The organism is Geminisphaera colitermitum TAV2 (genome assembly GCF_000171235.2).
GTDB classification, from domain to species: Bacteria; Verrucomicrobiota; Verrucomicrobiia; order Opitutales; family Opitutaceae; genus Geminisphaera; species Geminisphaera colitermitum.
The window spans coordinates 1-1,750 of record NZ_ABEA03000209.1; the positions used below are offsets into that span (position 1 = coordinate 1).

Genomic DNA, 1,750 nt, shown 5'->3' on the forward strand with positions numbered 1-1,750 from the left:
CGCCTTCCGCAAAGCCCTCACGCTCAAAATGCGCAAAGGCCGCGACCGCCTCCTCGAACTCAACTCCTTCAACCCCGCCGTCGCCGAACGCGTCATCGAACGTATCCGCGAAGTGGATGCCGACCCCTTCCTGCGCCGCCACCTCCTCGCGCTCCTCGACCACTTCGGCGTCCGCATCAAGGAGGACGAAAATGGCGACGTATTTTTCGATCCCAGCCATGCCTACGTCGAAGCCTTCCCCTCCATCCCCCGCGACGGCATGCTCGCCACCTTTGACCGCCGCCGCGCCATCGCCCGCGAAGACATCCGCTTCCTCTCCGCCGACCACCCCCTCGTGCAAGACGCCGCCGACCTCCTCATCGACTCCGCCACCGGCACCACCGCCTTTTGTCTCCTCGACGCCCCCTCGCCCAAACTCCCCCCCAACCTCCTCCTCGAAGCCGTCTTCGTGCTCGAAGCCGTGGCCGACACCCGCTGGCACATCGACCAGTTTCTCGCCCCCACGCCCATCCGCGTCCTCATCGACATCCGCGGCAACGACCTCACCGACCAGCACCCCGCCGCCGACCTCGCCGACCAGGTGCACGACGGCGTCCTCCCTCGTTTTCTAGAGCGACCCGGCTTCAACGCCGCGCTCCTCAAAAAACTCCACGCCACCGCCGCCGCCTGCGCCGGAACCCGCACCACCGCGCTCAAAACGGAGGCCCGCGACCGCGCCGCCGCCACCCTCACGGCCAGCCTGCAACGCCTCGTTGACCTGCAAAAACTCAACGACCACGTCCGCCCCGAGGAAATCGCCCTCGCCACCACCCATCGCGACACCGTTCTCGCCGCCATCGACCAGGCCCGCCTCCGCCTCGACTCCCTCCGACTCATCGTTCAGGCGCCCGCGCAATAGCCAGGCGGACTGCGATTCCGATGCTTCCAAATATTTTTTTGACCCGTTTTTTTTTATTTTCCATGACCAATTCCCCCCCCATTTCCCGCGCCAACCGCCGTCACACAATCGTCACCATGTAGTGACCTGTTTGTTACACTCCTCGTGAATCCTGGGGGACGCGCCAAACGGCGACTCTGGCAACCCAAAAATTCACAAAAGATATCCCCCAAACCCTTGTGAATAACTTGTCGAAAAGTTGCACTTGAAAGGCCATCCGGCATGGCCGTAACTGCGCCCTCTTCAGCCATCCAACCCGGATGCCCGCACCGTTCTTTCACACATCCCTTCCAGCCACCTCGCCGACCCGCCTCAGAGCGCACCGTCAACTCTGTTTTTAGTAATGAGTTGCAAAACCCAATTTCCCGTCCCCATCCGATCAGGAAACTACCAACATTTTCTCTCTGGCCACCGACCGCGAAACAGCCATGAAGGCATGTGTCAAAAAACCTGCGTGAGCACCGCCTGTGAATAAACCCAGCATTCCCTCACCGATACATGTCATCCCTTGCCGTCACGCCCAGCCTTTGGGAGCTCGTTAAGAGCGATTTCAAGACCCTCTTTCCCGAGGACGTCTATCAGCTCTGGTTCGAACCCATCGTCTGCCTCGAAACCACCGAGGACAGCCTAGTTTTGGGCGTGCCCAACGATTTTGCCGCCATCTGGATCAGCGACAACTACCTCGACCTGATCACCCAGCGCCTCCGCCTCACCTCCGGCACCGACATCAGCGTCAAACTCCGCAAAGCCCAGGAGGCCACCCGCGCCGCCGTCAACCGGCTCTCCGCCCATGCGGAAACCGCCCCCCCCCCC

The 1,750-nt window shown here is 61.9% G+C and carries 1 protein-coding gene and 1 pseudogene; both read left to right on the forward strand.

The genetic code is table 11. From position 1 onward, the window contains the following. Positions 1–898, forward strand: a pseudogene (locus OBACDRAFT_RS24000) (RNA polymerase-associated protein RapA); the annotation flags it as partial. A 537-nt stretch (positions 899–1,435) separates the two neighbouring features. Next, the coding region (locus OBACDRAFT_RS24005) for a DnaA N-terminal domain-containing protein (protein WP_043589652.1) at positions 1,436–1,750 on the forward strand (315 nt) is incomplete at its 3' end.